Genomic DNA, 467 nt, shown 5'->3' on the forward strand with positions numbered 1-467 from the left:
GGCGACACCGAAGTCGCCATCGCTGAGATCTGGAAAACCCTGCTCGGCCTGGATCAGGTCGGCCGTCACGACGGTTTCCTCGAACTCGGCGGTCACTCGCTGCTCACCGTGCAACTGCAAGCCCGCCTGCATCAGGACCTTGGTGTCGAGATCGACCTGCGCACCCTGTTCGGCCTGACCTCCCTGCAGGCCCTGGCCGCGTGCGTGGACCAGGCGACCCAGTCGCGGGTCCAACCGATTGAAGCGGTGTCGCGCGACCAGGACCTGCCGCTGTCCCTGGCCCAGCAACGCTTGTGGTTCCTCGACCAACTCGACCACGCCGCCAGCGTCGCCTACCACATGCCGGCCGCCCTGCGCCTACGTGGCCGGCTCGACCGCCATGCCTTGCAACGCGCCCTGGACCGTATCGTCGCCCGCCATGAAAGCCTGCGCACCACCTTCGAACGGCACGAGGGCGGAGTCCGCCA

General features: G+C 67.9%; 1 protein-coding gene. It reads left to right on the plus strand.

Annotated elements, in window-relative coordinates:
• A partial coding sequence (locus UCMB321_RS28940) for a condensation domain-containing protein (RefSeq protein WP_040072074.1) occupies nt 1-467 on the plus strand: 467 nt, incomplete at both ends.

Source organism: Pseudomonas batumici, from assembly GCF_000820515.1.
GTDB classification, from domain to species: domain Bacteria; phylum Pseudomonadota; class Gammaproteobacteria; order Pseudomonadales; family Pseudomonadaceae; genus Aquipseudomonas; species Aquipseudomonas batumici.